Origin of the sequence: Azotobacter bryophylli, assembly GCF_042643485.1 — a bacterium.
Classification (GTDB): domain Bacteria; phylum Pseudomonadota; class Gammaproteobacteria; order Pseudomonadales; family Pseudomonadaceae; genus Azotobacter; species Azotobacter bryophylli.
In genome coordinates this window covers 1-22,686 of sequence record NZ_JBHRSJ010000022.1, presented here as the reverse complement: position 1 = coordinate 22,686, position 22,686 = coordinate 1, and the positions used below count along the sequence as shown (strand labels likewise).

The following is a 22,686-nucleotide window of genomic DNA, read 5'->3' as shown; positions in this document are numbered from 1 at the left end:
CCGACCTGGCGGTGGGCGCCGCCGGCGGCGGCAGCCAGGCCTGGAGCCGCCAGGACGAACTGCTGAACACCCTGACCGTCGGCGCGCCGCCGGACATCCTCAACCGCAACGGCCAGAGCTGGGGGGTCTCGGCCTTCTCGCCCTGGGGCCTGAAACGCCACGGCTTCCATGCCTTCATCGAGATGCTGCGGGCCAACCTGGCCCACGCCGGCGGCATCCGCATCGACCACGTGATGGGCCTCAAGCGGCTCTGGGTGATCCCCCAGGGCGGCGACCAGCGCGACGGCGCCTACCTGCACTACCCGCAGGACGACCTGCTGCGCCTGCTGGCCCTGGAATCCTGGCGGCACAAGGCGCTGATCCTCGGCGAGGACCTCGGCACCGTGCCCGAGGGCTTCCGCGAGGAGCTGGCCGAACGCGGCATCCTCGGCATGCGCGTGCTGCTCTTCGAGCAGGACCGGCAGGGGCGCTTCCACCCGCCGCCGCACTGGCCGGACAACGCCCTGGCCACCAGCGCCACCCACGACCTGCCGACCCTCGACGGCTGGTGGCAGGGCCGCGACATCGACTGGCGCGAGCGCCTGCAGATCGCCGACACCCAGGCCACCGAGGAAGCCCGGGAAACCCGCGGGCGCGAGCGCCGCGCCCTGCGCGAGGCCCTGGCCGCCGACGGCGGGCCGGAGGCGGACGAGGTGCTGGACAGCGCCGCAATGATCGACGCCTGCGTCGGCTTCCTCGGCCACACCCCGGCGCCGCTGGTCCTGCTGCCCCTGGAGGACGCCCTCGGCCTGGAAGAGCAGGCCAACCTGCCGGGCACCGTCGACAGCCATCCCAACTGGCGGCGGCGCTATCCCGGCGACAGCGCCACGCTGCTGGACGGCGGGGATGCCGCGCGGCGCCTGCGGATTCTCGCCGACGCGCGCGGAAAGGCGGAATGAACGGCCTGCGCGCCACGGTGCGCCTGCAGTTCCACCAGGGCTTCACCCTCGACGACGCGGTGCCCCTGGTCGGCTACTTCGCCGACCTGGGCATCAGCCACGTCTACGCCTCGCCCCTGCTCGCCGCCCGTCCCGGCTCCCTGCACGGCTACGACGTGATCGACCCGACCCGCATCAACCCGGAGCTGGGCGGCGAGGCGGCGCTGCGGCGGCTGGTGGCGGAGCTGCGCCGGCACGGCCTGGGGCTGATCCTGGACATCGTCTCCAACCACATGGCGGTCGGCGGCGCCGGCAATCCCTGGTGGCTGGACGTGCTGGAATGGGGCCGGCGCAGTCCCTACGCGACCTTCTTCGACATCCAGTGGAACTCCCCCGACCCGCTGCTGGAGGGCCAGTTGCTGGTGCCCTTCCTGCGCAGCGACTACGGCGAGATGCTGCAGAACGGCGAAATCCCCCTGCGCTTCGACGCCACCGCCGGCAGCTTCCAGGCCGGCCACTACGAACACCGCTTCCCGATCAGCCCGCCCAACTACGCCGAACTCCTGGGTGCCACCGACCATCCGGCGCTGCGCGCCCTGGCCGGCCGCTTCGCCGCGCTGCGCAGCGACGCCGACCCGCGCGCCCAGGCCGTCGCGCTGCGCGCCGAGCTGGCGCAACTGGCGCAGCAGAAAGAAGTCGCGGCCGCCATCGGCCACGCGTTGGAGCGCTACGACTCGCGCCAGCCGGAAGGGCTGCAGCGCCTGCACGCCCTGCTCGAACGGCAGTGCTATCGCCTGGCCAGCTGGCGCACCGCGGCGGACGACATCAACTGGCGGCGCTTCTTCGACATCAACGAGCTGGGCGGCCTGCGCGTCGAGCGGCCGCGGGTGTTCGAGGCGACCCACGCGAAGATCTTCCAGCTGATCGAGGAAGGCCTGATCGACGGCCTGCGCATCGACCACGTGGACGGTCTGGCCGATCCCCACGGCTACTGCCGGCGCCTGCGCCGCCGGCTCGACCGGCTGGCGGCGGGCCCCGGGCGGCCGATCTACGTGGAGAAGATCCTCGGCCAGGGCGAGGAGCTGCACCGCGACTGGCAGGTGGACGGCACCACCGGCTACGAATTCATGAACCAGGTGTCCCTGCTGCAGCACGACCCGGACGGCGAGGCCGGGCTGCGCGCGCTCTGGCACAACCTCAGCGGCCGCCCCGCCGACTTCCTCGAAGAGGCCCGCGAGGCCCGCCGGCTGATCCTCGCCAGCACCCTCGCCGGGGATTTCGAAAGCGTGGCCCAGGGCCTGCTGCAGGTGGCCCGCGGCGATCTGATGACCCGCGACATCACCCTCGGGCAGATCCGCCGCGCGCTGCGCGAGCTGATCGTGCACTACCCGGTGTACCGCACCTACCTCAACGCCTGCGGCCGCCCGGCGCAGGACGAGCCGTTCTTCCGCCAGGCCCTCGACGGCGCGCGCCTCGCCCTGGGCGATAACGACGGGGCGCTGCTCGGGCATCTGCAACGCTGGCTCGGCGGCCAGCCCTGGCGCCGCCTGCCGCGGCCGCTGCGCAAGCCGTACCGGCACGCCGGCGTGCGCTTCCAGCAGGTCACCGCGCCGGCCGCCGCCAAGGCGGTGGAGGACACCGCCCTGTACCGCTCGGCGGTGCTGCTCTCGCGCAACGACGTGGGCTTCGACAGCCAGCGCTTCGCCGCCCCGCCGGCGGACTTCCACGCCCTCTGCCAACGGCGCCGCGAGGACTTCCCGGACAGCCTGCTGGCCACCGCCACCCACGACCACAAGCGCGGCGAGGACGCCCGCGCGCGCCTGGCCGTGCTCAGCGAGCGCGCCGGCTGGTACGGCGAGCGCGTCCAGCACTGGCTGCTGCTGGCCACGCCCCTGCGCCGGCTCCTGCCCGACGGACCGGCGCCCACTCCCGGCGACGAGCTGATCCTCTACCAGACCCTGCTCGGCAGCTGGCCGCCGGAACTGGCCGCGGACGACGCCGAAGGCCTCGCCGCCTACGCCGGGCGCCTGCGCCAGTGGCAGGAGAAGGCGATCCGCGAGGCCAAGCTGCGCAGCGGCTGGAGCGCGCCCAACGCCGCCTACGAAGAGGCCTGCCGCGACTTCCTCGGCAAGCTGCTGGAGGACGAGGGGATGCGCGACCTGCGCGGCGAGATCGCCGCCGCCGCCGCCGCCATCGCCCCGGCCGGCGCCCTCAACGGCCTGGCCCAGACCCTGCTGCGACTCACCGTCCCCGGCGTGCCCGATCTCTACCAGGGCGCCGAGTTCTGGGACTTCAGCCTGGTCGACCCGGACAACCGCCGGCCGGTGGACTTCGCCGCCCGCCGCCGGGCCCTGCAACAGGACGCCGATCCCGCCGAGCTGCTGGCACGTTGGCGCGACGGCCGCATCAAGCAGTGGCTGATCGCCCGCGCCCTGGCCCTGCGCGCGCGCCACCCGGCGCTGTTCGCCGAAGGCGACTACCGGCCGCTGGAGGTGATCGGCCAGGAGGCGGAACGGCTGTTCGCCTTCGCCCGCCAGCGGGACGCCCGGTGGGCCTTGGTGCTGGTGCCGCGGCTGGCCTGCCCGCTGCTCGGCGACAGCGACCGCCCGCTGGTCGATCCGCCGCGCTGGGGCGATACCCGCGTGCGCCTGCCGGCCGATCTGCCGCACGGCAGCCTGCAGGGAATTTTTTCCGGAACGGCAGTCACAACCAGTACCGGCGAGCTGTCCGTAGGCGAGGCCCTGGAGGCCTTTCCCGTCGGCCTTTTCTTCTGCGATCGATGCAACGGAGAGTCCCCATGAGCGACGACGAAGAGCGTATCCGCGAACTCGCCTACCAGATCTGGCAGTCGGAAGGCTGTCCCGAGGGCCAGCACGATCGGCACTGGGAGATGGCCCGCCGGCTGGTGGAAACCGGCCAGCAGACCCAGGGCGGCGCGGCCGAGGAAACGCCGCCGCCGGCCAAACCGGCCAGCACGCGCAAACCGCGCAGCGTGAAGCCGGTGGAAACCACGCCCGCTGCCGGCAAGGCCAAGGCCAAGCCCAAGAGCGAGGGCAAGAGCGAGACCAAGAAACCGCGGACCACCCGCACGCCGCCGCCGGGCGCCTGAGCGCCCCGAATCATCCAGATCGCCTAGATCGCCGCAGGAGGAAACCGCATGGGCACGCGTCCGCCGTTCCAGGCCCCGCAGGTGAAGGCCCACTCGCGCCTGCGGGAGGGCCTGCCCTTCCCGCTGGGCGCGACCTGGGACGGGCTCGGCGTCAACTTCGCCCTCTTCTCCGCCCATGCCACCAAGGTCGAGCTGTGCCTGTTCGACGCCGCCGGCAAGGTCGAGCTGGAGCGCATCGAGCTGCCCGAGTACACCGACGAGATCTGGCACGGCTACCTGCCGGACGCCCACCCCGGGCAGATCTACGGCTACCGGGTGCACGGCCCCTACGAGCCGGACGCCGGCCACCGCTTCAACCCGAACAAGCTGCTGATCGACCCCTACGCCAAGCAGTTGGTCGGCGAGCTGCTCTGGTCGGAGTCCCTGTTCGGCTACACCGTCGGCCACCCGGACGCCGACCTCAGCTTCGACAGCCGCGACAGCGCGCCCTACGTGCCCAAGTCGAAGATCATCGACCCGGCTTTCACCTGGGGCCGCGACCGGCCGGTGCAGACCCCCTGGGACCGCACCATCCTCTACGAGACCCACCTGCGCGGCTTCACCATGCGCCACCCGGCGGTACCGGAGGGCAAGCGCGGCACCTGCGCCGGGCTGATGGTGCCGGAGGTGCTCGACTACCTGCGCCGGCTCGGCATCTCCTCGGTCGAGCTGCTGCCGGTGCACGCCTTCGTCCAGGACCAGCACCTGCTGGAAAAGGGCATGAGCAACTACTGGGGCTACAACACCATCGGCTTCTTCGCCCCCCACCCGCGCTACCTGGCCACCGGCAAGATCCAGGAGTTCAAGCAGATGGTCGCCCACCTGCACGACGCCGGGCTGGAGGTGATCCTCGACGTGGTCTACAACCACACCGCCGAGGGCAACGAGCTGGGCCCGACCCTGTCCATGCGCGGCATCGACAACTGCACCTACTACCGCCTGCGCCAGGACAGCAAGCGCTACTACGTCAACGACACCGGCACCGGCAACACCCTCGACCTCTCCCATCCCTGCGTGCTGCAGATGGTCACCGACTCGCTGCGCTACTGGACCACGGAAATGCACGTGGACGGCTTCCGCTTCGACCTGGCGACCATCCTCGGCCGCGAACCGGAAGGCTTCAGCGAGCGCCACGGCTTCCTGGTCGCCTGCCGCCAGGACCCGGTGCTGCGCCAGACCAAGCTGATCGCCGAGCCCTGGGACATCGGTCCCGGCGGCTACCAGGTGGGCGGCTTCCCGCCCGGCTGGGCGGAGTGGAACGACCAGTTCCGCGACACCGTGCGGGCCTTCTGGAAAGGCGACGAGGACCAGCTGGCCGACCTGGCCTGGCGCCTGACCGCCTCCGGCGACCTGTTCAACGAACGCGGGCGGCGGCCGTTCGCCTCGATCAACTTCGTCACCGCCCACGACGGCTTCACCCTCAACGACCTGGTCTCCTACAACGGCAAGCACAACGAGGCCAACGACGAGGACAACCGCGACGGCACCGACAACAACCTGTCCTGGAACCACGGCGTCGAGGGGCCGACCGACGACCCGCAGATCAACGCCCTGCGCCTGCGCCAGATGCGCAACTTCATGGGCACCCTGCTGTTCTCCCAGGGCACGCCGATGCTGGTGGCCGGCGACGAGTTCGCCCGCACCCAGCACGGCAACAACAACGCCTACTGCCAGGACGGCGAGATCGGCTGGATCGACTGGAACATCGACGAGGAGCGCAAGGCCCTGCAGGAATTCGTCCGCCGCCTGATCCATCTGCGCCTGAAGTACCCGATCCTGCGGCGCAACCGCTTCCTGGTCGGCGCCTACAACGAGGAGCTGGGAGTCAAGGACGTGACCTGGCTGTCGCCCGGCGGCCAGGAGATGACCACCGAGCAGTGGGGGGAGAACCAGGGCCGCTGCCTCGGCATGCTGCTCGACGGCCGCGCCCAGCCGACCGGCATCCGCCGTGCCGGCGCGGACGTCACCCTGCTGCTGGTGGTCAACGCCCATTACGACCTGGTCAATTTCAGCCTGCCGGAAGTCGCCCAGGGCAGCTGCTGGCGACGCCTGGTGGACACCAACCAGCCGACCGCGGCGGCCGAGAGGTTCGAGTTCGGCCGCGAATACGGCGTCACCGGCCGCTCGCTGCTGCTGTTCGAGCTGATCAGGAACGGCCCCGGCCAGGCCCCGCAATAGCCCGGCGGGCCTGCCTGCGCGATGCCCGCCAGGCGGCGAAAAAAGGTGAACCCCCAGGGCCGGGGCTAGTCTTTAAAAGGGTACGGACGTACCAGACTGGCCAGGCCGAACGGCGACCAGCCCTTCCCCATGTCGTAGAAGAAGCACAGGAGCCACGCCATGAAGATCAACGAAATCATGTCCCGCGACATCTGCACCATCCAGCCCGAACAGAGCATCCGCGAAGCCGCGGAGATGATGGCCAAGGTCGACAGCGGCGCCCTGCTGGTCAACGAAGGCGACCGTCTGGTGGGCATGCTCACCGACCGGGACATCTGCATCCGCGCGCTCGCCAAGGGCATGGACCTCGACACCCCGGTGCGCCAGGTGATGAGCCCGAACATCCGCTACTGCTTCGAGGACGAGGATCTGCAGCACGTCGCCGAGAACATGGCCGACATCCACGTGCGCCGTCTGCCGGTGATGAGCCGCGAGAAGCGCCTAGTCGGCATGGTGTCCCTCGGCAACATCGCCAGCAGCAACGACCCGAACATCACCAACACCGTGCTGCGCGGCGTCGCCCAGGCCCACTGAGCATCCGCCTTTCGAGGTCTTGCGCTTCGGTAGGAGCGAATCCATCGGCGATCCGTCGCCGATCAATCCGCTCCCATGCAGTCCCTGCCGGCGAAAGCGGCCGCAGACCCTGAAAGAGGTGCCACCGGGCGCCTGTCCGCGAACAGGCTCCAGGCGAACCCGCGGCGATCGTCCACGACCCGACATCGCAGCCCCGCCCAGGCACATCCGCACGGCCTGGGCACTCCCGCAAGGGGCTGCCCCCGGGAGGCTCCCATGAAAGCGGTCGTTTTCCACGATATCGGCGACATCCGTCTGGAGGATGTGCCCGAACCCCGGATCGAGGCGCCCACCGACGCCATCGTCCGCCTCACCGCCTCGGCGATCTGCGGCACCGACCTGCATTTCGTCCGCGGCACGGTCAGCGGCATGCGCCCCGGCACCATCCTCGGCCACGAGGGGGTCGGCATCATCGAGGAGCTGGGCCCGGACGTGCGCAACCTGCAGATCGGCGACCGGGTGGTCATCCCCTCCACCATCGCCTGCGGCAACTGCGCCTACTGCCGCTGCGGCTACTACGCCCAGTGCGACGTGGCCAACCCCAACGGCAAGGAGGCCGGCACCGCCTTCTTCGGCGGCCCGGAGAGCAGCGGGCCGTTCCAGGGACTGCAGGCGGAACGGGCACGGATTCCCTACGCCAACATCGGCCTGGTCAAGCTGCCCACCGAGATCAGCGACGACCAGGCCATCCTGCTCTCGGACATCTTCCCGACCGGCTACTTCGGCGCGGAGATGGCGGAGATCCACGACGGCGACACGGTCGCCGTGTTCGGCTGCGGGCCGGTCGGCCAGTTCGCCATCGCCAGCGCCAAGCTGTTCGGCGCGGCCCGGGTGTTCGCCATCGACCAGTACGAGGACCGGCTGCAGATGGCCCGCCACCAGGGCGCGGAAACCATCGACTTCAACCGCGAGGATCCGGTCGAGACCCTGCACCGGCTGACCGCCGGGATCGGCGTCGACCGCGCCATCGACGCGGTGGGGGTGGACGCCGAGCACGCCTTCCTGCACGGGCAGCAGCCCGAGGAGGAGAAGCGCTTCGCCCAGGAGGTCGAGGCCCTGGTCCCGCACCCCCACCCCCACGGGCGCAACTGGCAGCCGGGCGACGCCCCCAGCCAGGCGCTGGAGTGGGCGGTGCAGGCACTGGACAAGGCCGGCACCCTGTCGATCATCGGCGTCTATCCGCCGCAGGCGCGCAGCTTCCCCATCGGCCTCGCGATGAACAAGAACCTGACCATCAACATGGGCAACTGCCACCACCGCAAGTACATCCCCAGGCTGCTGGAGCTGGTGCTGTCCAAGCGCGTCGACCCGGCGAAAATCCTCACCCAGATCAAGCCGATGAGCGACGCCATCGCCGCCTTCGAGGCGTTCGACCGGCGCGAGCGCGGCTGGATCAAGGTCGAGCTGCACCCGCAGATGAGCGAGGGCCACGCGGAGGCGCAGCGCAAGGAAAACCAGCTGGACGAGGGCATCGAGGAAACCTTCCCGGCCAGCGATCCGGTGTCCATCTCCCGGCCGGACAAACCCTGAACGGACGGCGGGAACGGAGGAAGCACGGCCATGGCTGACCTGCGCATCGGCATCTCCGGCTGGAGCTACGGCCCCTGGCGGCGCGGTTTCTACCCCCGCGGGCTGGCGCCGAAGGACGAGCTGCGCTTCGCCTCGCGGGCCTTCGGCAGCATCGAGATCAACGCCTCCTTCTATGCCCTGCAGACGCCCGAGCGCTATGCGCTCTGGCATGAGCAGGCGCCGGACGGCTTCGTCTTCAGCGTCAAGGCGCCGCGCTTCGTCACCCACGTGCGGCGCCTGCGCGACGTGCGCAAACCGCTGGCCAACTTCTTCGCCTCCGGCCTGTTCCGCCTGCGCGAGAAACTCGGCCCGATCCTCTGGCAGCTGCCGCCGGGCTTTCGCTTCGATCCCGCGCAGCTGGAGACCTTCCTCGCCCTGCTGCCCCACGACAACGAGGCCGCCCTGGCCCTGGCACGCGAGCACGATCCGCGCCTGGACGAGCAGAGTCACCTGCAGATCGACCGCCGGCGGCCACTGCGCCACGCCCTCGAAGTCCGCCACGAGAGCTTCCTGGTGCCGGCGCTGGTCGAGCTGCTGCGCGCCCACGAGGTGGCCCTGGTGGTGGCCGACAGCGCCGGCAAGTGGCCCTGGTGCGAGGACCTCTGCAGCGACTTCGTCTACCTCCGCCTGCACGGCGACACCGAGCTGTACGCCAGCGGCTACGGCGACGAGGCCCTGGACTTCTGGAGCCGGCGCATCCGCGCCTGGAGCCGCGGCGGGCAGCCGCAGGACGCCCGGCTGATCCTCCCGCAGCAGCCGCCGCCGGCGCTGCCCGAGCGGGACGTCTACTGCTACTTCGACAACACCGCCAAGACCCACGCGCCCTTCGACGCGGCCCGGCTGCTGCGCCTGCTCGGCCTGGAGCGCGGCCTGCTGCCGGCGGCCGGCGCGCGGCCATGCAACCCGCCCGGAGTGGCGGCGTGACGATGGAGGGGTTCGCGACGGAAGCAGGCGTGCGCCAGGTCCAGCAGACCACGGTGGAGTCGCTGCACGTCCTCACGGTGAACACCCACAAGGGCTTCACCCTGTTCAACCGCCGCTTCATCCTCCCCGAGCTGCGCGAGGCGGTGCGCGCCGTCTCGGCCGACCTGGTGTTCCTCCAGGAGGTACTCGGCACCCACCAGCGCCACGCCAGGCGCCACGCCAACTGGCCGGACGCGCCGCAATACGAGTTCCTCGCCGAGTCCATGTGGAGCGACTTCGCCTACGGCCGCAACGCGGTCTACCCCCACGGCGACCACGGCAACGCGGTGCTGTCCAAGTACCCGATCCTCAGCTACGAGAACTTCGACATCTCGGTGCCCGGCCCGGAGCGGCGCGGCATGCTCTACTGCCAGCTGGACGTGCCGGGGCACTGGCAGGTGCACGCCATCTGCGTGCACCTGGGCCTCATGGAGCGGGACCGGGAGAAGCAGCTCGGGCTGCTCTGCGAGCTGGTCTGCTCGCTGCCGCGGGAGGCCCAGGTGATCGTCGCCGGCGACTTCAACGACTGGCGCCTGCGGGCCAGCGCCATGCTCGAGAACTGCGGCATGCACGAGGCCTTCGCCCGCGCCAACGGCATCGTCGCCAAGAGCTTCCCGGCGCGCTTCCCGCTGCTGCGCCTGGACCGCATCTACGTGCGCAACGCCAGCACCCACAACGCGCAGATCCTCTCGCACCGGCCCTGGTCGCACCTCTCCGACCATCTGCCCCTGGCGGTGGAGGTGCGCCTGTGAACGCCCCGGTCGGATGGCGTGGGGCCACGACCCTCGACAGGACCGCGCCATGAACTTCAACTGGAGAAACGGCAACGAGATCCGCCTGCTGGAAAACGGCGAAGAGTTCTTCCCGCGGGTGTTCGAGGCGATCCGCGAGGCCCGGCGGGAGATCCTCATCGAGACCTTCATCCTCTTTGAGGACAAGGTCGGCAAGGAGCTGCACCGCGAGGTGATCGCCGCGGCGCGGCGCGGCGTGCACGTGGAGATCACCGTGGACGGCTACGGCTCGGCGGACCTCTCGGCGGAGTTCGTCGCGGCGCTGACCGAGGTCGGCATCCGCATCCACATGTTCGACCCGCGGCCGAAGTTCATGGGCATGCGCACCAACCTGTTCCGCCGCCTGCACCGCAAGATCGTGGTGATCGACGGGGTGCGCGCCTTCGTCGGCGGCATCAACTTCTCCGCCGACCACCTCGGCGACTTCGGCCCGGAGGCCAAGCAGGACTACGCCGTGGAGGTGGTCGGGCCGGTGACCCGCGACATCCACCTGTTCGCCCTCTCCACCGTCGCCCCCGAGCAGCCGCCGCGGCACTGGTGGCGGCACCACGTGAAGGTCAGCGCCAACCACTGGCAGGAGAGCGCCGGGCCGGGGCAGGCGCGGGTGCTGTTCGTCGTCCGCGACAACGGCAACCATCAGCGCGACATCGAGGAGCGCTACCTGGAGGCGATCCGCGACGCGCGTCGGCGGCTGACCATCGCCAACGGCTACTTCTTCCCCGGCTACCGCCTGCTGCGCGAGCTGCGCGACGCGGCGCGGCGCGGGGTGCGGGTCGAGCTGATCCTGCAGGGCCAGCCGGACATGCCGATCGCCAAGTTCGGCGCGCGCATCCTCTACAACTACCTGGTCAAGTCCGGGGTGACCATCCACGAGTACTGCCACCGCCCGCTGCACAGCAAGGTGGCGGTGGCAGACGACGACTGGTCCACGGTCGGCTCCAGCAACCTGGACCCGCTGAGCCTGGCCCTCAACCTGGAGGCCAACCTGATCGTCCTCGACCGCCGCTTCAACCGCGAGCTGAGCGAGAACCTGGAGAACCTCAAGCACCACTACTGCAAGGCGATGACCCCGGAGAAGATCGCCCGCGGTCTCTGGTGGCGGCTGCCGCTGGCCTTCCTCAGCTTCCACTTCCTGCGCCACTTCCCCGCCTGGGTCGGCTGGCTGCCGGCGCACAGCGCCCGGCTGGAGCTGCTCACCCCGGAGCGCATGCCCCCCGCCGCCGCCGACTCCACGCCCATCGACCTGCAGCGGCCCAGCCAATGAGCCGCCTGGAACGCGCCGCCGCGCCGGCCCGCCCCGCCTGGTGGCCGCTCGTCCGGCGCCTGCTGATCTACGGCTTCTTCGTCCTGCTGGCGGCGATGCTGGCGGCCCTGGCGCGCACCATCGACTGGCAGGAGGCCAGCGCCGCCCTGCGCCAGTACCACGCCCGAACCCTGCTCCTGGCCCTGGCCGCCTCGGCGGCGAGCTACCTGGTCTACGGCTGCTTCGACCTGCTCGGCCAGCGCTACGCCCGCCACGACCTGCCCTGGCGGCAGATCCTGACGGTCACCTTCGTCTGCTACGCCTTCAACCTCAACCTCGGTTCCTGGGTCGGCGGCCTGGCCCTGCGCTACCGGCTCTACCGCCGGCTCGGGCTGGACAACCTGCAGATCACCAAGGTCTACACCCTGAGCCTGGCGACCAACTGGACCAGCTACCTGCTGCTGGCCGGGGCGGTCTTCGCCGCCGGCGCCGTGGTGCCGCCGGGCGACTGGGGCATCGGCTTCGCCGCCCTGCGCGCCCTCGGCCTCGGGCTCTTGGCCCTGGCCGCGGCCTACCTGCTGGCCTGCGCCTTCGCCCGGCGCCGCGTCTGGACCTTCCGCGGCCACGGCATCGGCCTGCCCGGCCTGCGCCTGGGGCTCTGGCAGATGGTCGTCGGCGTCGCCAACTGGGTGCTGATGGCGCTGGTCATCCATATCCTCCTGCGCCAGCAGGTCGCCTTTTCCACGGTGCTCGGAGTGCTGCTGATCAGCGCCATCGCCGGCGTGGTCGCCCACATCCCCGCCGGCCTCGGCGTGCTGGAGGCGGTGTTCGTCGCCTTCCTGCACCACCAGGTGAGCCGCGGCACCCTCATCGCCGCGCTGATCGGCTACCGCGCCGTCTATTTCCTGCTGCCGCTGCTGGTCGCCGGCATCGTCTACCTTGTCATCGAGGCGCGCGCCAAGCAGATGCTGCGCAGCAACCGGGCCGGGGAGCGGCAATGAGGCCCGGCGCCCGTCCTCCGACCGACAGGAGCAAACCGCCGTGACCATGAAACTGAACTCCAGCGCCTTCGCCCACAACGCCATGATCCCCGCGACCTACACCTGCGAGGGCCACGACCTGTCCCCGCCCCTGGAGTGGAGCACGCCGCCCAACGGCACCAAGAGCCTGGTGCTGGTCGTCGAGGACCCGGACGCCCCCGACCCGGCCGCGCCGCAGCGGATCTGGGTGCACTGGCTGCTCTACAACCTGCCGCCGCGCGCCTGCAGCTTGGCGCAGGGGGTCGCCGAGAAGGACCTGCCCGCCGGCACCCTGTGCGGGCGCAACGACTGGCAGCGCACCGCCTACGGCGGTCCCTGCCCGCCGATCGGCTGCCACCGCTACTTCCACAAGCTCTACGCCCTGGACATCCGCCTCCCCGACCTGCACCACCCGACCCGGGCGGAGCTGCAGCAGGAGATGAAGGGCCACGTGATCGCCGAGGCCGAGCTGATCGGCCGCTACCAGAAGCAGCACTAGGACAAGGGCCGGCGAACGGACTCGCCCCCGGCAGGTCGCCCCTGGCTGGCCACCCCCGACCAATAGCCATCATCCGGACAGTACGGAAAGCATTGAGGTATAACTCCCCGCCGCGAAAGCCTGCCCCCGCGCAGCCCCTCTTTCCCCGCCAGGAGTTCCCATGAGACGCCTCGCCCTCTTGCCCCTTTCCCTCCTTCTCATCAGCAGCGCGCCGTTCGCCGCCGAACCGGCCCAGGGCAGCTTCCAGGCCAGCCAGGCCTGCGAAGCCTTCCAGTCCTTCCGCAAGGGCAGCAACCCCGGACAGGTGAGGCTCGTCCCGGGCACCCGCTACGCCATCCGCGAGGTCAACGGCCAGAGCCGGCAGTGGTACCGCATCGAGGTCCCCGGCGCCGGCGAGCCCCTGCGCTGGGTCTCCGCCGACTGCGGCTCGGCCGAGGGCGCGGGGTCGCCGGCCGCCGCGCCGGCTCCGGCCAAGCAGAGCGCCCAGGCCTGCAACGTCGCCGGTCAGCAGGACAGCTACGTGCTGGCGATCACCTGGCAGCCGGGCTTCTGCGAACACAGCCAGTTCAAGGGCCGCAAGCCCGAATGTGAGCACCTGGCCGACGGCAGCCTGAAGGTGCCCAACCTCACCCTGCACGGCCTGTGGCCGAACAGGCAGTCCTGCGGCGCCCACTACGGCAACTGCTCCGACGCGCCCCTGCAGCTGAGCCAGGAGACCCTGGAATTCGTCCGCCCGTGGATGCCCAACTTCTACTACGAGACCCGCTTCGGCAGCCACGAATGGGAGAAGCACGGCACCTGCCAGGCGCTGGACGACGACGCCTACTTCCGCGAGGCGGCGACGGCGGTCAGGACGGTGAACGACTCGGAGATCGGCCGCTACGTCACCGCCAACGCCGGCAAGACCATCTCCCGCCAGGAGTTCTACCGCAAGGTCGAGGCCGCGGCGGGCAACGACAAGGCCGACAACAACTTCACCCTCCTCTGCGAAGGCAGCTACCTGAACGAGATCCGCGTCCGCCTGCCGCGGGAGTTCAAGGCCGGCGGCAGCGTCGCCGAGCTGATCGGCACCCCGCTGCCCAAGCGTCCGGCGCCGTCGTCCAAGGAATGCCGCCAGGAGCAGATCCGCATCGAGGCCGGCGGCGTCTGAGCGGCGGGCGGTGCGCGAAAGCGCGCCGGAAAGCGGAGCGGGAATTCGCGCGGAGGGTGACTTTAGCGCGGTCGGCGGAGTCGAATGGGCGTGTCGACCAGAGAGAGCCGGTCACCTCTGTTGTCCATTCCTATTCCAAATCCGGCATTCGCTTTCAAGGAGCTGTTCCAATGCATCGCCTGTTCACGATCATCTCCCTGGCCACGCTGTTCGGCGTCCCCGCCTCCGTGGCCGGCGCCGAGGAGCCGAGGATCTACGGCTGGGTCGAGAACGGCCTGATCCTGCCGGAAAACGTCCAGGTGAAGGCCAAGCTCGACACCGGCGCCAAGAGTTCGGCCCTGGCCGCCCGCGGCCTGGAGCGCTTCGAACACCGCGGCGAGCCCTGGGTGCGCTTCAAGCTCAAGGCCCGGAGCGAGGAAAGCGGCGAGAAGGGCCACCTGACCTTCGAGCGCAAGGTGGTGGACGAGGTGAAGGTCCAAACCCTCGGCGGAACGGAAACCCGCCCGGTGGTAGTGATGGCGGTCTGCGTCGGCGAGCGGCGCTACGAGGAACGCTTCGTCCTCAACAACAAGACCAAGGCCAAGTACGCGCTGCTCCTCGGCCGCCAGACCCTGGAACGCATGGGCCCGGTGGACGCCAACAAGCGCTTCACCGTGAAGCCCGCCTGCGTCGCCCCCGCCATCGCCCGCTGAGCGCCCCGGACAGGCGCGAAACGTTCGCCTGTCCGCTCCTAGCACCACGTTCTACGCCCTTTTCACGGACCCTTGGCTATGGTGAAGGCTGTCTTCCCAAGGAGTCCCCCATGCACCGCCTGCTCAAGATCCTTCCCCTGGCCGCGCTGCTCGGCGCCCCCTCCCTCCCCGCGAGCGCCGAGCCGCGGATCTACGGCTGGGTCGAGAACGGCCTGCTCCTGCCGGAAAACCTGCCGGTGAAGGCCAAGCTCGACACCGGCGCCCAGACCTCGTCCCTGGACGCCAAGGACCTCCGGCGCTTCGAGCGGGACGGCGAGCCCTGGGTGCGCTTCACTGTGGAGGTGAAGGAACAGGGCAAGAACCGCCGCGTGACGTTCGAGCGCAAGGTGGTGCGCGACGTGAAGGTCCGCGGCGCCGGCGGCGCGGAACGGCGCCCGGTGGTGCTGATGTCGATCTGCATCGGCGAGCGCCGTTACGACGAGCAGTTCTCGCTGAACAACCGGAGCAAGATGATCTACCCGGTGCTGATCGGTCGCCGCACCCTGGAGCAGATGGGCGTGGTGGACGTGTCCCGGACCTACACCGTGCAGCCTTCCTGCGCCGGCGACGCGCTCAGATGAAGCCGAGCCAGCGCCCGAGCAGCGCCGTGGCGGCCAGCCAGAGCAGCAGGATCAGCCCGGCCGCCACCCAGCTCACCGGACGCGGCTCGTGGCACTGCTCCCAGTCCGCGGCGCGGCGCCGGCAGTCGTCGAGCACCGGCGCCGGCAGCAGGCGCAGCAGCAGCAGGATGCCCAGCGGCAGGAGGATCACGTCGTCCAGGTAGCCGAGAACGGGGATGAAGTCGGGGATCAGGTCGATGGGGCTCAGGGCATAGGCCACCACGCAGACCGCCAGGGCCTTCAGCGGCCAGGGCGTGTCGGGATGCCGGCAGCAGAACCAGAGGATCATGATCTGCCGCTTCAGGCCGCGAGCCCAGCCGCGCAGTCGCTCGGACAGGCGGCGCGGGGCGGTCGGTTCGGAGGGAGTGGACATGGGGCGATCCGGACGGCGGTGACGGAGGTCGGCACCATACAGCAGCACGCCAGCCGGGGACAGGCCCGGCGGACTTCGCGGAGCACGCACATGAAAGGACTCCCCTTCCGCAGGCGGCTCGGCTTCGCCCTCGCCGGCCTGAAGCTGGCGGCGCGCCGGGAGCGCAGCTTCCGCTGCCACCTGCTGGCCGCAGCCATGGTGCTCGGCCTGCTGCTGGCGACCCGTCCGGCGCCGCTGTGGTGGGCGCTGCTGGGCCTGGCCACCGGCCTGGTGCTGATGGCGGAGCTGTTCAACAGCGCCCTGGAAACCCTGCTCGACCATCTCCACCCCGAGCGCCACCCGGCCATCGGCGCGGCCAAGGACCTGGCCGCCGGCGCCGTGCTGGTAGCCAGCGTGGTCGCCTTGGTGGTCGGCCTCGCCTTCCTGCTGCGCTGAGGGCGGATTTTCCATCGCCGGCGGCATGGTCCAGACTGCTTCGAGGGGCCGCGTCCGGACCGGCGGAGGAGCAGCCATGCAGGACCAGCAGGAGGTCATCGCCTTTCTCTCGCGGGCCGACAGCTACGGCGAGGCGGACGGCTGCGTCGAGCGCATCGAGACCCACGGCTCACTGGTCTTCCTCCACGCCGGGCGCGCCTACAAGCTCAAGCGCGCCGTGGCCTACGCGGCGCTGGACTACCTCAGCCTGAAGCGCCGCGAGCGCGCCTGCCGCGCCGAGCTCTGCCTGAACCGGCGCACCGCTGCGCAGCTCTACCGGGAAGTGCGCTCGATCCGGCGGACGGCGGACGGCCGGCTGCATTTCGACGGCGAGGGCGCGGTGCTGGACTGGGTGGTGGTGATGCGCCGCTTCCCCCAGGAGGCGCTGTTCGAGCACCTGGCCGGGGCCGGGCGGCTGGGCCCCGGCCTGATGGACGAACTCGGCGCGGAGATCGCCCGCTTCCATGCTGCTGCGGAGATCACCCCGGCCTTCGGCGGCCCGCTGGCGATCCGCCAGGTGATCGCCGAAAACCGCCAGGAGCTCGGCCGCTATCCCGAGCTGCTCGACGGCGGCACCCTGGAGGCCCTGCACCGCGCCACGCTGGAGAGCCTCGAGGCGCTGGCCGGAACACTCGACCGGCGCCGGCGCCAGGGCCGGGTGCGGCGCTGCCATGGCGACCTGCGCCTGGCCAACATCTGCCTGTTCGACGGCCGGCCGACGCTGTTCGACGGCATCGAGTTCAGCGAGCGGCTGAACTGCATCGACGTGCTCCACGACCTCGCCTTCCTGCTGATGGACCTGCGCCACCACGGCCTCGCCGACCTGGCTACGCGGCTGCTGCGCAGCTACCTGGCGCACGGCACCGAGCCCGAGGACTGCCGGCCGCTGCCGCTGTTCCTCTCCCTGCGCGCCGCCACCCGCTGCTTCACCCTGGCCGGCAGCGCGCGCCGCCAGCGCGACCCGGCGCAGGCCGCGGACAAGGCCAGGCAGGCGATGGCGCTGCTGCACCAGGCCGGGGCCTACCTGCGCGGCGACGGCCTGCCTTGACGGAACGTACGCAGGCGCAATGCTCAATGGATACCCCCGCCCCGCCCGAGGAGGTTCGACCATGGCCAGCGCCCCGCCCCTGCTGTTCGCCCTGCACGGCAGCCAGGACTACGCCGCCCGCGTCGCCCGGCGCCTCGGCTGCGAGCTGGCGGACCACGAGGAGCGCGAGTTCGAGGACGGCGAGCACAAGAGCCGGCCGCTGACGCCGGTCGCCGGGCGCGAGACCCTCGTCTTCCACAGCCTCTACGGCGACGCCGAACGCAGCGTCAACGACAAGCTCTGCCGCCTGCTGTTCTTCTGCGGCGCGCTGAAGGACGCCGGCGCCCGCCGCGTCCACCTGGTCGCGCCCTACCTGTGCTACGCGCGCAAGGAGCGCCGCACCAAGTTCCAGGACCCGATCATCACCCGCTACGTTGCCGGCCTGATCGAGGCCTGCGGGGTGGACCGGCTGCTGGTGCTGGAGGTGCACAACGTCGCCGCCCTGGACAACGCCTTCCACATCCCCACCCAGCACCTGGAGAGCGCCGGGCTGTTCGCCGAGCACTTCGCCGCGCAGCTGGCCGGCGCCGACGCGGTCGCGGTCTCCCCCGACGCCGGCGGCGCCAAGCGCGCCGAGGCCTTCCGCCAGGCGCTGGAGGAACGCCTCGGGCGGCCGGTGGGCAGCGCCTACATGGAGAAGTACCGCAGCAACGACGTGGTCACCGGCTCCCTGCTGGTCGGCCAGGTGCAGGGCCGGGTGGCGGTCATCGTCGACGACCTGATCAGCACCGGCGGCACCCTGCTGCGCGCCGCCCGGGCCTGCTGCGAGGCCGGCGCCGTGCGCGTCTTCGCCGCCGCCGCCCACGGCCTGTTCACCGGCGGTACCGAGCTGCTCGATAGTCCGCTGATCGAGCGCATCGTCCTCTGCGACAGCGTGCCGCCGTTCCGTCTCGCCCCCGAGCTGGTCCGCCGCCGCCTGCAGATCCTCGACACCAGCACCGCGCTGGCCGCGCTGCTGGCCGGGGAGTACGGCCTGCCCCTGCGGGAGCCCTCGTGAGCATGGGCGGCGAGCACGACCTGCTGCTGGCGGTCGACCTGCAGAATGACTTCTGCGCCGGCGGCGCCCTCGTCGTGCCGGGCGCCGACGAGCTGGTACCGAAGATCAACCGCCTGGCCGCAGGCTTCGCCCACGTGGTGCTGACCCAGGACTGGCACCCGCCCGGCCATTGCAGCTTCGCCAGCAGCCATGCCGGCCACCGCCCCTACGAGACCATCCAGCTGGCCTACGGCGCCCAGGCCCTGTGGCCCGAGCACTGCGTGCAGGGCAGCGCCGGCGCCGGGTTCCACCCGCAACTGGCCATCCCCCACGCCGAACTGATCCTGCGCAAGGGCTGCCGGCGCGAGGTCGACGCCTACTCGGCGTTCCGCGAGAACGACCGCCACACCCCCACCGGGCTGGCCGGCTACCTGCTGGAGCGCGGCCTGCGCCGGCTGTTCCTGGTCGGGCTGGCGACCGACTACTGCGTGCTCTACACAGCGCTGGACGCGCGTCAGGCCGGCTTCGAGGTGGTGGTGCTGCTGGACGCCTGCCGCGCCATCGACCAGGCCGGCTCCCTGTCCGCGGCGCTGCAGAAGATGGCCGCGGCGGGCATCAAGATCGAGCCCTGAGCGCGCCGCACGCATCCGCTGGGAGCGGCCGCCCCTCACCCTCCGCTCAGGCGGTCCGCCGTCGCAGCCAGCGCCCGCATAGCCGCCGACACTTCCACCGGATAGCCGGGCGCAGGCTCCAGGCCGCGGAGGGCCGACGGCAGGCTCTCCAGCTGCCGGCGGGCGTGCTCGCGCACCTGCGCCAGGCCCGGCGACGGCTGCACCCGCCGGCCCCCGCGCATCGCCGGCCGGACCAGCGCCACGCCCTCGGCGCGCTCGTCGGCCAGGGTCAGTCGGTCGCCGCAGCAGCGGCCGTCGGCGTCGTAGCGGCGCCAGACCTGCTTGCGTCCGGGCCAGGTGGTCTTGCCTTCCGAGCGCTTGCGCCGCGGCTGGCCGGCGTATTCCTGCAGCTTGTAGGCGCAGTCCAGGGCCGGCAGGTCGCTGGAGGTGTCCAGCAGGGTGCCGACGCCGAAGCCGTCGATGGGCGCGCCCGCCTCCAGCAGCCGGCGGATCGCGTACTCGTCCAGGTTGCCGCTGGCGAAGATGGTCGCCTCCCCGAGTCCGCCCGCGTCGAGGATGGCGCGCACCTTGTGCGCATGGGCGGCGAGGTCGCCGCTGTCCAGGCGCACGCCCCGGATGCGGACGCCGGCCTCGGCCAGGCGCGGCGCCAGGGCGACCACCTTGGCCGCCGCCGCCTCGGTATCGTAGGTGTCGATCAGCAGCACCGCCGCCTGCGGCAGGCTGCGGGCGAAGTGCTCGAAGGCCTCGGCCTCGCCGGCATGGGCCTGGACGAAGGAGTGGGCCATGGTGCCGGAGGCCGGGATGCCGAACTCGGCGCAGGCCAGCACCGTCGAGCTGGCGTCGAAGCCGGCCAGATAGCAGGCGCGCGCCGCGTACACCGCGGCCTCGGCGCCGTGGGCACGGCGCATGCCGAAGTCCACCAGGCGTCGGCCCGGCGCCACCAGCGCCACCCGCGCCGCCTTGCTGGCGATCAGGCTCTGGAAGTGCAGCAGGTTGATCAGCCGCGCCTCCACCAGCTGCGCCTCGGGCAGGGGCGCGGTGATGCGCAGGATCGGCTCGTCGGCGAAGAACGGCGTGCCCTCGGCCATGGCGTCCACGTCGCCGGTGAAGCGCAGGCCGGCCAGGTGGTCGAGGAAGTCGCGGCGGAACAGCCCCAGGCCGTCCAGCCAGTCCAGCTCGGCCTGCTCGAAGCGCAGCCGCTCCAGGTAGTCCAGCGCCTGTTCCAGGCCGGCGGCCAGGTAGAAGTTGCGGCAGTCCGGCAGGCGGCGGGCGAAGAACTCGAACACCGCGATGTCCTGCATGCCGCGCTCGAAGAAGCCCTGCAGCATGGTCAGTTCGTAGAGGTCGGTGCACAGCGCACCGGGATCGGCGAGGCGTGGCGCGGCGAGCGGCATGGCGGTCTCCGGGAACGGGCGACGGGCTCTGGCGGTCGGCGGCGGCTCAGCCCTGCGCGTGCGGTTTCCCCTCGGGATGCACGGTGCTGGCCTGCGGCCCCTGCTCGCCGGCCTCTTCGGCGAAGCGCACCGAATCGCCCACGTGCAGGCGGTCGAAGGCGGCGTTCAGCACGCTGTGGCGGTGGAAGTAGACCTGCCGGCCATCCTCGGTCTCCAGCATGCCGTAGTCCCGGTCGCCGTGCAGTTCGGTCACCGTCCCCTGCCGCTGCGCCGGCTCGTGGCTCTTGACGTCGAGCCGGCGCCGGCGCGCGTAGTCCTCCAGCTGGCGGCGCACCGCCCTGAAGCTGTCGCGGATGGCCACGTAGAGGTCCTCGTGGGCATGCTCGTCGTGGTGGGCGTGGGTCGAATGGATGTCTTCGCCCGGCAGCGTCAGGTGCACCTTGACCTGGTAGAGCCGGCCCTGGTGCTGGCTGCGGTGCGGCGCGTCGACGGTGACCGTGCAGCCGATGATCTGGTCGCAGAACTCCTCCAGCTCCTGGCACTGCTCGCGGATGCGCGCCTCGATGGCCGGGGAAGGTTCGATCTCGTGGAAATGGATCTGCAGTGGCTTTTGCATGATGGACCTCGCAAGGACGGGAGCACCGCGGGCTCGGGAAAGGCCGGCGGCGCGCGGAGCGCCCGGCCCGCCCCTGGCGCCGGTATCACAAGTGTAGGAGGCCGGCGGGCATAGCCTCGATTGCGGGCCGCCGGATGCCTGGCCAAGGAAGCAGGCGGACGCTTGTGCCCACGCTTGCATGCCCGATGGCTATCATATGCCCCCGATGACCTGGCCATGGCCGCTGCCCTCCGGCGGCGGCCCGCTTCCCACCGGTGCCGGACCTGCCCGACGGCCAGGCCACGGCGCCCAGATTCATCCCAGTCGCTCAGGGGACCCCATGAACGCACCGCAACCCGAAGCACCAACCGCCGACGCGCCCCAGGCGCCGCGCCCGCACCTCGACCCGTTCCGCTTCCTGCGCTCCCACGGCCACCTGTCGGGCACCTTCGGCAACGACACCTTCGGCCTCAAGGCCGAAGCCTTCGCCCGCTTCTTCGGCACCCCGGCCTTCCTCGGGGCGCAGACCCTGATCGTCATTCTCTGGGTCGGGGCGAACACCCTGGGCTTCAGCCATTTCGACGTCTACCCGTTCATCCTCCTCAACCTGGCCTTCAGCCTGCAGTCCGCCTACGCCGCGCCGCTGATCCTGCTGGCGCAGACGCGCCAGGCCGCACGCGACAAGGCCCTCTCCGACGCCGACGCGGAGCACCGGGAGGCGCTGGCCCAGGCCACCCAGCAGCGGCTGGAGATCGCCGATGAGAATTCGAAGAGGCTGCTGGAACTGCTGGAGCAGAACACCCGGCTGACCGAGATCACCAAGCAGCTGTCGGAGAAGATCGAAGCCCTGACCGTCGAGATGCATCAGAGCTTCGTCAAGAAGCAGCAGTAGATCCACCCTGGCCGTGGAGCGAGGGGACAAGGCACCGCCCCGTTCCCCTCCCGGCCGGGCCGCCTCAGGAGGCCTCGGCCGTCTCGGCGGGCGCCAGCGCCGCCGCCGCTTCATCGCTCAGCCGCCAGAAGCTGTGCATCACCGACACGTAGTCGGCGAGCGCTCCGAGCAGGGCGGCGTTGACCTGGGCCACTTCCTGGTCGAGGGCGTTGGCGATGTCCTTGCTGCGCGCCTTGCCGTTGTCGCGCAGGAATTCGAGGATCTGCCGCTGGCCCTTGGGCAACTTGGCCAGCTTGGCCGCTTCCTTCGATGCCGGCTTGGGCGCGCTCGGGGCGTAGGCCAGCAGCGACGAACGCTCCAGCTCGCTGGGCCGGCTCGGCGCCGACTCCTCCGCCACCGCGCGGACCTTCTCCGCCGCCTCGACGACCGCAGCCACCGGCTGGCCGTTGCCCGGAATCCGCGCGCACATGTCCGGCTTGATCCGGTAACGCCCCTCGGCATCGCGGTCGAGCCATTCGCGGCGCAGCGTGACCAGGGACACCGAGGCCGGCTCGTCCGGGCCCATGGCGTCCATCACCTCGTCCGGCGAGCACCCGGGATGCTCGTCGATGTACTGCAGCACCCGCAGGTCCAGCCCGCTCATACCGGCAGGCAGGGACACCACGCCCGGCGCACCGCCCGCGGCACGGGCCGGTCTGGCCGCGACCGGCGCGGGCTCGGCGGCCCTCGGCGCCGGACTGGCCGGGCGCGGCGGCTCGATGCTGCGCACCGGGGACGGCGCCGTGGCGCGGGCGCTGGCGGCGGCCGCGGACGGGCGGGCGGC

General features: G+C 71.1%; 22 protein-coding genes and 1 pseudogene. 19 read left to right on the top strand and 4 right to left on the bottom strand.

Annotation, left to right across the window (positions count from 1 at the left end):
• The 14 genes from malQ to rloA3 form a co-directional block, all read left to right on the top strand.
• The coding region (gene malQ / locus ACFOJE_RS11565) for a 4-alpha-glucanotransferase (RefSeq protein ID WP_377814502.1) at positions 1-938 on the top strand (938 nt) is incomplete at its 5' end.
• A complete protein-coding gene (locus tag ACFOJE_RS11560) occupies positions 935-3,718 on the top strand; it encodes a malto-oligosyltrehalose synthase (RefSeq protein ID WP_377814501.1) in 2,784 nt (927 codons plus the stop codon). The genes malQ and ACFOJE_RS11560, both read left to right, overlap by 4 nt.
• Positions 3,715-4,026 carry a DUF2934 domain-containing protein gene (locus tag ACFOJE_RS11555; protein ID WP_377814500.1) on the top strand — a complete coding sequence of 104 codons (312 nt, stop codon included), beginning with the start codon at positions 3,715-3,717 and terminating at the stop codon, positions 4,024-4,026. Before ACFOJE_RS11560 ends, ACFOJE_RS11555 begins: the two co-directional genes overlap by 4 nt.
• Positions 4,027-4,074: 48 nt before the next feature.
• Positions 4,075-6,243: a glycogen debranching protein GlgX gene (gene glgX / locus ACFOJE_RS11550; RefSeq protein ID WP_377814499.1), complete on the top strand. Its 2,169-nt coding sequence runs from the start codon at positions 4,075-4,077 to the stop codon at positions 6,241-6,243.
• A gap of 159 nt (positions 6,244-6,402) precedes the next feature.
• Positions 6,403-6,816 (top strand): CBS domain-containing protein, encoded by a 414-nt coding sequence (locus tag ACFOJE_RS11545; RefSeq protein WP_377814498.1) that lies wholly within the window; start codon positions 6,403-6,405, stop codon positions 6,814-6,816.
• Between the two features lie 255 nt (positions 6,817-7,071).
• Positions 7,072-8,385: a zinc-dependent alcohol dehydrogenase gene (locus ACFOJE_RS11540; RefSeq protein WP_377814497.1), complete on the top strand. Its 1,314-nt coding sequence runs from the start codon at positions 7,072-7,074 to the stop codon at positions 8,383-8,385.
• A 30-nt stretch (positions 8,386-8,415) separates the two neighbouring features.
• Positions 8,416-9,348: a DUF72 domain-containing protein gene (locus tag ACFOJE_RS11535; protein WP_377814496.1), complete on the top strand. Its 933-nt coding sequence runs from the start codon at positions 8,416-8,418 to the stop codon at positions 9,346-9,348.
• A 2-nt stretch (positions 9,349-9,350) separates the two neighbouring features.
• Positions 9,351-10,139, top strand: coding sequence for an endonuclease/exonuclease/phosphatase family protein (locus ACFOJE_RS11530; protein ID WP_377814695.1), 789 nt, complete (start codon positions 9,351-9,353; stop codon positions 10,137-10,139).
• 49 nt (positions 10,140-10,188) lie between these two features.
• Positions 10,189-11,442 (top strand): cardiolipin synthase ClsB, encoded by a 1,254-nt coding sequence (clsB, locus tag ACFOJE_RS11525; RefSeq protein ID WP_377814495.1) that lies wholly within the window; start codon positions 10,189-10,191, stop codon positions 11,440-11,442.
• Positions 11,439-12,422, top strand: a complete 984-nt coding sequence (locus ACFOJE_RS11520) for a lysylphosphatidylglycerol synthase domain-containing protein (RefSeq protein WP_377814493.1) — start codon at positions 11,439-11,441, stop codon at positions 12,420-12,422. The genes clsB and ACFOJE_RS11520 overlap by 4 nt, the downstream gene beginning before the upstream one ends.
• Positions 12,423-12,468: 46 nt before the next feature.
• Positions 12,469-12,939, top strand: a complete 471-nt coding sequence (locus ACFOJE_RS11515) for a YbhB/YbcL family Raf kinase inhibitor-like protein (RefSeq protein WP_377814694.1) — start codon at positions 12,469-12,471, stop codon at positions 12,937-12,939.
• 160 nt (positions 12,940-13,099) lie between these two features.
• Entirely contained in the window at positions 13,100-14,089 is a 990-nt protein-coding gene (locus ACFOJE_RS11510; RefSeq protein WP_377814492.1) for a ribonuclease T2 family protein, read from the top strand.
• Between the two features lie 170 nt (positions 14,090-14,259).
• Positions 14,260-14,781 carry an ATP-dependent zinc protease family protein gene (locus ACFOJE_RS11505; RefSeq protein WP_377814491.1) on the top strand — a complete coding sequence of 174 codons (522 nt, stop codon included), beginning with the start codon at positions 14,260-14,262 and terminating at the stop codon, positions 14,779-14,781.
• A 110-nt stretch (positions 14,782-14,891) separates the two neighbouring features.
• Complete coding sequence (rloA3, locus tag ACFOJE_RS11500; RefSeq protein WP_377814490.1) at positions 14,892-15,401, top strand: retropepsin-like aspartic peptidase RloA3; 510 nt, start codon at positions 14,892-14,894, stop codon at positions 15,399-15,401.
• On the opposite strand, the gene ACFOJE_RS11495 is transcribed toward rloA3, so the two are convergent.
• Positions 15,394-15,813, bottom strand: a complete 420-nt coding sequence (locus ACFOJE_RS11495; RefSeq protein WP_377814489.1) for a YkvA family protein — start codon at positions 15,811-15,813, stop codon at positions 15,394-15,396. The two genes, rloA3 and ACFOJE_RS11495, sit on opposite strands and share 8 nt — an antisense overlap.
• A gap of 90 nt (positions 15,814-15,903) precedes the next feature.
• Between ACFOJE_RS11495 and ACFOJE_RS11490 the strand changes: the two genes are divergently transcribed.
• From ACFOJE_RS11490 to pncA, 4 genes are all read left to right on the top strand, one after another.
• A complete protein-coding gene (locus ACFOJE_RS11490) occupies positions 15,904-16,248 on the top strand; it encodes a diacylglycerol kinase (RefSeq protein ID WP_377814488.1) in 345 nt (114 codons plus the stop codon).
• A gap of 76 nt (positions 16,249-16,324) precedes the next feature.
• On the top strand, positions 16,325-17,335 hold the full coding sequence (locus tag ACFOJE_RS11485; RefSeq protein WP_377814487.1) for a phosphotransferase: 1,011 nt from the start codon (positions 16,325-16,327) through the stop codon (positions 17,333-17,335).
• A 61-nt stretch (positions 17,336-17,396) separates the two neighbouring features.
• Positions 17,397-18,371: a ribose-phosphate diphosphokinase gene (locus ACFOJE_RS11480; RefSeq protein WP_377814486.1), complete on the top strand. Its 975-nt coding sequence runs from the start codon at positions 17,397-17,399 to the stop codon at positions 18,369-18,371.
• Positions 18,372-18,373: 2 nt separating this feature from the next.
• Positions 18,374-18,982 (top strand): bifunctional nicotinamidase/pyrazinamidase, encoded by a 609-nt coding sequence (gene pncA / locus ACFOJE_RS11475; protein WP_377814693.1) that lies wholly within the window; start codon positions 18,374-18,376, stop codon positions 18,980-18,982.
• Positions 18,983-19,017: 35 nt separating this feature from the next.
• Here the strand turns inward: pncA and ACFOJE_RS11470 are convergent, their stop codons facing one another.
• Together ACFOJE_RS11470 and ACFOJE_RS11465 are read right to left on the bottom strand one after the other, a co-directional pair.
• On the bottom strand, positions 19,018-20,376 hold the full coding sequence (locus tag ACFOJE_RS11470; protein ID WP_377814485.1) for a nicotinate phosphoribosyltransferase: 1,359 nt from the start codon (positions 20,374-20,376) through the stop codon (positions 19,018-19,020).
• A 46-nt stretch (positions 20,377-20,422) separates the two neighbouring features.
• Positions 20,423-20,992, bottom strand: a complete 570-nt coding sequence (locus tag ACFOJE_RS11465) for an HPF/RaiA family ribosome-associated protein (protein ID WP_377814484.1) — start codon at positions 20,990-20,992, stop codon at positions 20,423-20,425.
• A gap of 319 nt (positions 20,993-21,311) precedes the next feature.
• Between ACFOJE_RS11465 and ACFOJE_RS11460 the strand changes: the two genes are divergently transcribed.
• A complete protein-coding gene (locus ACFOJE_RS11460) occupies positions 21,312-21,863 on the top strand; it encodes a DUF1003 domain-containing protein (protein WP_377814482.1) in 552 nt (183 codons plus the stop codon).
• A 64-nt stretch (positions 21,864-21,927) separates the two neighbouring features.
• On the opposite strand, the pseudogene ACFOJE_RS11455 reads toward ACFOJE_RS11460, so the two are convergent.
• A pseudogene (locus tag ACFOJE_RS11455) lies at positions 21,928-22,686 on the bottom strand (hypothetical protein); the annotation flags it as partial.

What these genes read in the sequence shown, in the direction of transcription:
- ACFOJE_RS11560 (WP_377814501.1), top strand. Translation starts at nt 935, where the DNA reads ATGAACGGCCTGCGCGCCACGGTGCGCCTGCAGTTCCACCAGGGCTTC.
- ACFOJE_RS11555 (WP_377814500.1), top strand. Translation starts at nt 3,715, where the DNA reads ATGAGCGACGACGAAGAGCGTATCCGCGAACTCGCCTACCAGATCTGG.
- glgX (WP_377814499.1), top strand. Translation starts at nt 4,075, where the DNA reads ATGGGCACGCGTCCGCCGTTCCAGGCCCCGCAGGTGAAGGCCCACTCG.
- ACFOJE_RS11545 (WP_377814498.1), top strand. Translation starts at nt 6,403, where the DNA reads ATGAAGATCAACGAAATCATGTCCCGCGACATCTGCACCATCCAGCCC.
- ACFOJE_RS11540 (WP_377814497.1), top strand. Translation starts at nt 7,072, where the DNA reads ATGAAAGCGGTCGTTTTCCACGATATCGGCGACATCCGTCTGGAGGAT.
- ACFOJE_RS11535 (WP_377814496.1), top strand. Translation starts at nt 8,416, where the DNA reads ATGGCTGACCTGCGCATCGGCATCTCCGGCTGGAGCTACGGCCCCTGG.
- ACFOJE_RS11530 (WP_377814695.1), top strand. Translation starts at nt 9,351, where the DNA reads ATGGAGGGGTTCGCGACGGAAGCAGGCGTGCGCCAGGTCCAGCAGACC.
- clsB (WP_377814495.1), top strand. Translation starts at nt 10,189, where the DNA reads ATGAACTTCAACTGGAGAAACGGCAACGAGATCCGCCTGCTGGAAAAC.
- ACFOJE_RS11520 (WP_377814493.1), top strand. Translation starts at nt 11,439, where the DNA reads ATGAGCCGCCTGGAACGCGCCGCCGCGCCGGCCCGCCCCGCCTGGTGG.
- ACFOJE_RS11515 (WP_377814694.1), top strand. Translation starts at nt 12,469, where the DNA reads ATGAAACTGAACTCCAGCGCCTTCGCCCACAACGCCATGATCCCCGCG.
- ACFOJE_RS11510 (WP_377814492.1), top strand. Translation starts at nt 13,100, where the DNA reads ATGAGACGCCTCGCCCTCTTGCCCCTTTCCCTCCTTCTCATCAGCAGC.
- ACFOJE_RS11505 (WP_377814491.1), top strand. Translation starts at nt 14,260, where the DNA reads ATGCATCGCCTGTTCACGATCATCTCCCTGGCCACGCTGTTCGGCGTC.
- rloA3 (WP_377814490.1), top strand. Translation starts at nt 14,892, where the DNA reads ATGCACCGCCTGCTCAAGATCCTTCCCCTGGCCGCGCTGCTCGGCGCC.
- ACFOJE_RS11495 (WP_377814489.1), bottom strand. Translation starts at nt 15,813, where the DNA reads ATGTCCACTCCCTCCGAACCGACCGCCCCGCGCCGCCTGTCCGAGCGA.
- ACFOJE_RS11490 (WP_377814488.1), top strand. Translation starts at nt 15,904, where the DNA reads ATGAAAGGACTCCCCTTCCGCAGGCGGCTCGGCTTCGCCCTCGCCGGC.
- ACFOJE_RS11485 (WP_377814487.1), top strand. Translation starts at nt 16,325, where the DNA reads ATGCAGGACCAGCAGGAGGTCATCGCCTTTCTCTCGCGGGCCGACAGC.
- ACFOJE_RS11480 (WP_377814486.1), top strand. Translation starts at nt 17,397, where the DNA reads ATGGCCAGCGCCCCGCCCCTGCTGTTCGCCCTGCACGGCAGCCAGGAC.
- pncA (WP_377814693.1), top strand. Translation starts at nt 18,374, where the DNA reads ATGGGCGGCGAGCACGACCTGCTGCTGGCGGTCGACCTGCAGAATGAC.
- ACFOJE_RS11470 (WP_377814485.1), bottom strand. Translation starts at nt 20,376, where the DNA reads ATGCCGCTCGCCGCGCCACGCCTCGCCGATCCCGGTGCGCTGTGCACC.
- ACFOJE_RS11465 (WP_377814484.1), bottom strand. Translation starts at nt 20,992, where the DNA reads ATGCAAAAGCCACTGCAGATCCATTTCCACGAGATCGAACCTTCCCCG.
- ACFOJE_RS11460 (WP_377814482.1), top strand. Translation starts at nt 21,312, where the DNA reads ATGAACGCACCGCAACCCGAAGCACCAACCGCCGACGCGCCCCAGGCG.